Below are 6,787 nucleotides of genomic sequence, written 5' to 3'. Positions count from 1 at the left end.
TAGTTAGGGTTTAGCTGATGGGTAGGGTTGGAAAAATGTTATTGGCTCATATTTCTGATTTGCATGTGCTAGCTGAAGGGAAGCTGGCCTATGGTGTGGTGGATACGAATGGGCTGGTGGCGGCGGCGATCGCGGATATCAATCAGCTCAGTCCCCAGCCGGATTTGGTGGTGGCGACGGGGGATCTGGTGCATTGGGGGGAGGTGGCGGAATATGAGCAGCTGAAGATGCTGTTGGGTCGGCTGGAGATGCCGGTGTATCTGCTGCCGGGGAATCATGACCAGCGGCAGAATCTGCGGCGGGTGTTTGCGGACCAGAGCTATCTGCCCAATGAGGGAGCTGACGGGGGCGAATATCTGCAATATGTCATAGATGACTATCCGATGCGGCTGATTATGCTGGATACGGTGGTGCCCGGCGAAGGCGGCGGGGAGCTAGATGAGTCTCGTTTGGCATGGCTGGCGGCGCAGCTAGCGGCGGCTCCCAGGCGGCCAACGCTGGTGTTTATGCACCACCCGCCGTTTACAACACAGATTACGTCGATGGATGCGATTGGGTTGAAGGGGCGCGATCGCTTTGCCGAAATTATCTCCCGGTATCCCTGCGTGGAGCGGGTGGGCTGCGGCCACCTGCATCGCCCCATTCTCAAGCGCTGGGCGGGGACAATCGCCTATACGGTGCCTAGCCTGGTGCATCAGGTAGATTTAGACCTGCGGCCCGAAGCCGAGGGCCAGTTTCGGATGGAGCCGCCCGCTTACCATCTGCATCTGTGGCACGATGACACCGGGCTAATCTCCCATACTCAGTATGTCGGCTCCTATGCGGGACCCTATCCGTTCGCGGTGGCGTCGTAATATTGAGCCCATTCAATTAGCGCCTACCCTATCTCAGCTTTTTATGGCTCAGCATAAACAGATCAAACATCGACTGATGAAGACGGTGCCCGGCCAGGTCAAATGTCTGGATAAGACCAGCCGCAGGGCGCAGAAGGTCTATGAAAAGGTAAATCATATTCCTTTCCTGCCCGCGCCCCGTCGCTACAATCTGACGCTGTCCCACAGCCGCAGGTTCATCTGGTTTCGGGTCGCCAAGGTGGGCACAAGAACCATTCTCAATCACCTAAAGCAAAGCAACATTTCGCTTGAGGTGCAGGATGTCAGTCAGGTCTACTATCCGCCTAAGCTGTATGCTGACTATTTTAAGTTTGCGTTTGTGCGAAACCCGTGGGATCGGCTGGTTTCCTGCTGGCTGGATAAGGTAGTCAAGCACAATATGTATCGGTTTAAGGAGGGCGATCGCGAAAAAATGCGCCAGTTTGAAAACTTTGTGGACTATGTCGCCGGGTTGGATATCGAAAACTGCGATCGCCACCTCCAGCTCCAGTCGCGGCTGATCGACCTGAATCACGTCAACTACATCGGTCGGCTGGAAACCTTTGAGGCCGATCTCAACCAGGTATGCAAGATGATTGGGGTTAAAGGGGACGCGATCTCGCGAAAAAATACCTCTGCCAAACGCCAGCCCTACCAGGACTACTACAGCCCAGCCATCCAAGCTAAAGTTGCCCAAATTTACCAAACCGATATTCAGCTATTCGGCTATCAGTTTGAGTAAAAGCACGATCGTTTCTTCGTTGGCCATCATCGAAATTCATGCGGGACCTCACTGATGCTTCTATGCGGTAGCGGGGTTCTAGCGATGCTATACGCAAACCAGCTCTGGATTGAGTTTGAGTGCGATGGCCAAATGTTTGAAAGTGTGCAGTGAATTGGGAGACTGGCTTCGAGCATCTTATAGCGTTAATGAATCTGTTCTCGGGGGCTGCTGTCCGATTAACACGAGACCCTCCTATCCCTTTTTACTCTGTCTAGAGTCATTAAAGAGCGATATCTTGATTTCCAGTATGGCCAATAGCCGCAAATAGAGAATTTTCATCGTTTATGTCACATCCTGCCATGACAAACTGCCTAATCTTCTCAACTATCTCCTCTATAGCGCTTGTCGATTCTGTACCTGCAAGGGTGTCGATTGCTTTCCAAAGTTCACCCATTAGCTGCCGCAGACTAGTCGCATCACTATCTATAAATTTCTTCATTTACCCCTGATGTTTGTATAAAATGATGGGTGAAAGGCGAGCGCCTTTCACAGCCATGTTATCCACTGCACATTCCTAGCCTTCATGCGATATCTGATTACCAGCGCCCTTCCCTATATCAACGGCATCAAGCATTTGGGAAACCTGGTAGGCTCGATGCTGCCAGCAGATGTCTATGCCCGGTTTCTGCGGCAGGAGGGCGAAGAAGTCCTATTTATCTGCGGGACGGACGAGCATGGGACGCCAGCGGAAATTGCGGCGCTGGAAGAAGGGCTGGATGTGGCGGCCTTCTGCAAGCGCCAGTATGAGCGTCAGTCAAAGGTCTATCAGCGGTTTGGGCTCTCGTTTGACCATTTTGGCCGCACTTCCTCGCCCGAGCAGCGAGAGCTGACCCAACATTTTTATCAAAGCCTAGACGAACAAGGCTTCATCGAAGAGCGCGAAATCAGCCAGATTTATTCCATTACCGACCAGCGCTTTTTGCCCGATCGCTACGTCGAGGGCACCTGTCCCGTCTGCGGCTATGAGAAAGCCCGAGGCGACCAGTGTGAGAACTGCACCTCTGTCCTCAACCCCACCGACCTGATTAATCCACGCTCAGCCGTCTCCGGCAGCACCGACGTAGAAGTACGCACCAGCCGCCATCTGTTTTTGCTGCTCGACAAGCTGAGCGACGAAGTCCGAGCCTGGGTAGAGCAGCAGACCAACTGGCCGAACCTAACCCGGTCGATCGCCATGAAGTGGCTGAACGAAGGGCTACAGAGCCGGGGCATCACCCGCGACCTGAGCTGGGGCGTGCCCGTGCCGCGTGAAGGTTTTGAAGATAAGGTATTCTACGTCTGGTTTGACGCGCCAATTGGCTATGTCTCGGCGACCAAAGCCTGGGGCGAAGCCGAGGGCAAAGACTGGAAAAGCTGGTGGTACAGCGCCGACGACCTGCGCTACACCCAGTTTATGGCCAAAGACAACCTGCCCTTCCACACCATCATGTGGCCCGCCACCATCCTAGGCACCCGCGAACCCTGGAAGATGGCCGACTACATCAAGGGCTTCAACTGGCTGAACTACTACGGCGGCAAATTTTCGACCAGTTCCAAGCGCGGCGTCTTCCTTGACCAGGCATTGGAGATTGCCCCGCCGGACTACTGGCGCTACATGCTGATGGCTTCGGCCCCGGAGTCCTCTGACTCCGCCTTTACCTGGGAACAGTTCCAGACCAAGGTGAACAAAGAGCTGGCCGATAACTTCGGCAACTTCATCAACCGCATTCTCAAGTTTACTGCCTCGCGCTTTGGTACTGAGCTTCCTGAAGGCGGCACCCCAGGCGAGGCCGAAGCTCAGCTCCAGGCCACCTGCGAAACCCAGGTCGCAACCCTGCTTCGGCATCTGCACCAGATGGAGTTTCGCAAGGCGACCGAGGCGCTGAACGCGCTGTGGACGACGGGCAATCAGTACATCGACGTGCGCGCCCCCTGGAGCCTGTACAAGCAGGACAAGGCCGAAGCGGCGGTGGTGATTCGCACCTGTGTGAATCTGATTCGGCTGTACGCGATCGCGAGCGCCCCCTTCATCCCCGCCACCGCCGAGCAGCTCTTCGATGCCCTCCAGCTAACCGAGGCCGAGCGCCACAGTCCCCTCGCCGCCGCCACCGATCTAACGCTGCTCCAGGCCGGTCGCCCCTTTGCCGTGCCGCCGCCGCTCTTTCAAAAGCTAGACAATGACCGCGTTGCCGAGCTAAAGGCCCAGTATGGGGGAGACTAGCAAAAAAAAGCGGCCAACCCGGAAAAGTTTAGCCGCTGAACACCCATTGGAATCTGTCTAATTGGGATGCGTTTTATCGAATCCGCCACTTGCGCCGGAGACGGCTGCGCCGCTGCGCTCGGCGGAATTGCCGATAGGTGGGCAGGGCTGAAAGACCCGTCAGGCCGAACAGCGCCAGCGGCGTTTGCTTCGGCTGAGGCGCGGTAGTGGGCTGCGATCTTGCTTCCCGCTGCGGCTGACTCTGCGAAGCGTAAAGTCCGCCAGCCAGGGAGAGCAGTCCGGCTAGAATCACCACGCTGTAATGTACCGGGCCGCCGGCTTCATCAGTATTGTTGCGATTGATCGTGAAGGTTGTGTAGATGAACCAGCAGAAGACCAATGCGCTGACAATGATGGCAATACCAATAATCGCCGGGCTCTGAGCAAAGGTATAGATCGCGCCCTCGGTCGGCCCTTCTGCCGCGTTGTTGAACTCGTCTAGGGTTGAAAATGGACTGATAGCCATGGCGTCTCCTTATTGGGTAACCGGGTCGGTGGTCGAAGGCACGGTGGGCAGCGGCGATGCCCCGTTACGGTCAGACAGAATCGAGTACTCTGGATAGGCCTCGATGCCAAAGTCACCCAGGTCAAGTCCTTCAGCCTCTTCAGCCGGGGGTACCCTGAGCAGATTTAGCTTCTTCAAGACAAAGCTGCTGCCGTAGCCGGGAATAAAGCCTAGCAGCACCGTGCAGACAAAAGTACCGACCAGCTGGCCGACAAAACCCGTCAGCGGAATGCCATCGCCTTGAGGATAGCCTGCCGCCATCACCCCTACTGCCATCGCTCCCAGCAGGCCGCAATAGCCATGGACAGCAAAGGCACCGACCGCATCGTCAATCCCCATTTTTTCAATGAAGTTGCCAACAAAGGGCATGGTATAGGCCCCAATAAACGCAATCAGGATGACAATCGCCGGATGGTAGAGGTCCAGACCTGCACCGACGGAGATAATTCCCGCTAGGCCGCCCGAGATAGTAAAGAACGGGTCAGCCTTGGAGCCGATATAGGCTCCGATAATCCCCGCTGCCAAGGCCAGCGTCGTGTTGACACCAACTGAGGCTAGGGTCATGGGCGTGCCGTAAATCGTCGTTTCGACGGTCTGTCCCGGTACGAAGATCACGCAGCCTGCCAGAAACGCATAGAAGCCGACAAAGATCAGCATCAGGCCCACCATGGTCAGCGGCAGGTTGTGCGGCAAAATGGCCCGGGGCTTACCCTGCTCGTCGAACTTGCCCACCCGCGGCCCCAGATTGATCAGCACGCCCAGGGCAAAGAAGCCGGATACCCCATGCACCACCGCCGAACAGCCAAAGTCATGATATCCAAACTGGGTTAGGAACCAGCCGTAGGGGCTCCAGCCCCAAGCCGCGGCCACAACCCAGGTGAAGGAACCCAAAATCACGGCTAAAACCGCGTAGGCCCCGACCCGAATACGCTCGATCACAGCCCCGGAGAGAATCGACGCCGTCGTCATCGCAAACAGCGCGAAGGCAAACCAGAAAACTCCGGTGAGATTGTCGGCCACATTCGGCCCCATGGCTGGAGACCAAGGGTAGGAGGCCTGCACCAGCCCCAGCACCTCACCGACAACGCCTTCAGCACTGGGATCGGTCCAAGGACCCACGATGCCGCCCTGGAGGGGAAACAGCGGAAAGGCATTGTATACCCACCAGCCAAAAAAGTAGAATGTCAGGCCGACAATGGCTAGGGTGAGCAGATTTTTCACCATTGTCGCCAGCACGTTCTTGGCCCGGGATGCTCCGCCTTCGTAGGCCAAGAAACCGACGTGGATAATGATCATAAAGACCGAAGCCCAATAATAGTAGGACTCCGAAACAAAGGTAGCGAGAAACGCCTGTTCGTCAGGAGACATAGCTCTCTCCTAAATTAAGTTGCACAGATATCCGAGCTACAATAACCTGGCCCATTCACAAAGCATCTGGCAGGTCTTTAAGGAAGGCTAGCTGATTGCTGAAAACACTGCTATGCAATGCCTACCAGCTCTCTGAAGCCGCTTAAATGGTTAGTTCGGTTGTTATATCAAGAGTTTGCAGCGAACGCAAAAAGGGAGCTGTATTAATCGCTACTAAACCATGAATGTTCGCATTCACAGCGCATTCTTCATAATTTCAACCGAGTAGCAGAGCCGGTCGCCCCGGGAGACTGCCCGACCGTAGAGAATCGGCTGATGACCTTGAGTGTAGGCGGTATAGCAGTAAACCAGCAGCGGCTCACCCAGGGGTACGTTGAGATGCTGGCTGGCTTCATAATCGGCTCGGGTGCATTCCAGCGTAGCGGAGATATGCTCAACCACAATTCCGTTTTGTTCCAGGGTGGGAAAGGTCATCTGCGACTTCAGCTGGTCGCCGTAGGTTTTGCCAAACTTCGGCAGCAGATAGGTGACGTCAACGGCTGCGGGCACCTGGTCTAGTAAAAGCAGCTTCTTTTGGAGAAAGACTTCGGCCGGCGGCAGCAGTTCCAGTTTGCGGCAGGTGTCGGCAGAGGCTAGAACCAGCTCGAAGGTTAGATTCTGAATTGAGCTGCTGAAACCCTGTCGGGCCATATCCTGGTCAAAAAAGACTATCGGGCTCGATAGAGAATAGGTCACCTTCTGCCGTTCTTTTACAAAGACGCCCCGGCCTCGGCGCGAAATCACCAGCCCCTGCTGGTTCAGGTTAGAGATCGCCCGCCGGATTGTAATTCGACTTACCTGAAACTGTTCGATTAGCTGATGCTCGCTGGGCAGCTGTGCCCCGGGCTGAAATTCGCCCTCCAGGATTTGCTGGCGCAGCTTTTCAGAGATGAGCTGGTGGAGGGGTGGGGGCATTGAGAGGGAAGAGGGAAGAGGGAAGAGGGAAGAGGGAAGAGGGAAGGGGGAAGAGGGAAGAGGGA

At 55.7% G+C, this 6,787-nt stretch carries 7 protein-coding genes; 3 read left to right on the top strand and 4 right to left on the bottom strand.

Features of this window, described 5'->3' with window-relative positions:
• Window positions 1–35 precede the first annotated feature (35 nt).
• Together IQ241_RS24610 and IQ241_RS24605 are read left to right on the top strand one after the other, a co-directional pair.
• Window positions 36–854 (top strand): phosphodiesterase, encoded by an 819-nt coding sequence (locus IQ241_RS24610; protein ID WP_193912366.1) that lies wholly within the window; start codon window positions 36–38, stop codon window positions 852–854.
• A gap of 43 nt (window positions 855–897) precedes the next feature.
• Window positions 898–1,614, top strand: coding sequence for a sulfotransferase family protein (locus IQ241_RS24605; protein ID WP_193912364.1), 717 nt, complete (start codon window positions 898–900; stop codon window positions 1,612–1,614).
• A gap of 262 nt (window positions 1,615–1,876) precedes the next feature.
• Here IQ241_RS24605 and IQ241_RS24600 read toward each other — a convergent pair whose 3' ends face one another.
• Complete coding sequence (locus IQ241_RS24600) at window positions 1,877–2,095, bottom strand: hypothetical protein (protein ID WP_228022075.1); 219 nt, start codon at window positions 2,093–2,095, stop codon at window positions 1,877–1,879.
• Window positions 2,096–2,179: 84 nt separating this feature from the next.
• Here IQ241_RS24600 and metG point away from each other — a divergent pair, with 84 nt between their 5' ends.
• On the top strand, window positions 2,180–3,856 hold the full coding sequence (gene metG / locus IQ241_RS24595) for a methionine--tRNA ligase (protein ID WP_193912360.1): 1,677 nt from the start codon (window positions 2,180–2,182) through the stop codon (window positions 3,854–3,856).
• A gap of 73 nt (window positions 3,857–3,929) precedes the next feature.
• Here the strand turns inward: metG and IQ241_RS24590 are convergent, their stop codons facing one another.
• From IQ241_RS24590 to IQ241_RS24580, 3 genes are all read right to left on the bottom strand, one after another.
• Window positions 3,930–4,361, bottom strand: a complete 432-nt coding sequence (locus tag IQ241_RS24590; RefSeq protein WP_193912358.1) for a hypothetical protein — start codon at window positions 4,359–4,361, stop codon at window positions 3,930–3,932.
• 9 nt (window positions 4,362–4,370) lie between these two features.
• A complete protein-coding gene (locus IQ241_RS24585; RefSeq protein WP_193912356.1) occupies window positions 4,371–5,768 on the bottom strand; it encodes an ammonium transporter in 1,398 nt (465 codons plus the stop codon).
• 234 nt (window positions 5,769–6,002) lie between these two features.
• Window positions 6,003–6,722 (bottom strand): GntR family transcriptional regulator, encoded by a 720-nt coding sequence (locus tag IQ241_RS24580; protein WP_193912354.1) that lies wholly within the window; start codon window positions 6,720–6,722, stop codon window positions 6,003–6,005.
• Window positions 6,723–6,787: the final 65 nt, after the last annotated feature.

Origin of the sequence: Vasconcelosia minhoensis LEGE 07310, from assembly GCF_015207255.1 — a bacterium.
GTDB lineage: Bacteria > Cyanobacteriota > Cyanobacteriia > Phormidesmidales > Phormidesmidaceae > Vasconcelosia > Vasconcelosia minhoensis.
The sequence above is the reverse complement of the archived record's forward strand: the minus strand, read 5'-3'. Positions and strand labels throughout refer to the sequence as shown.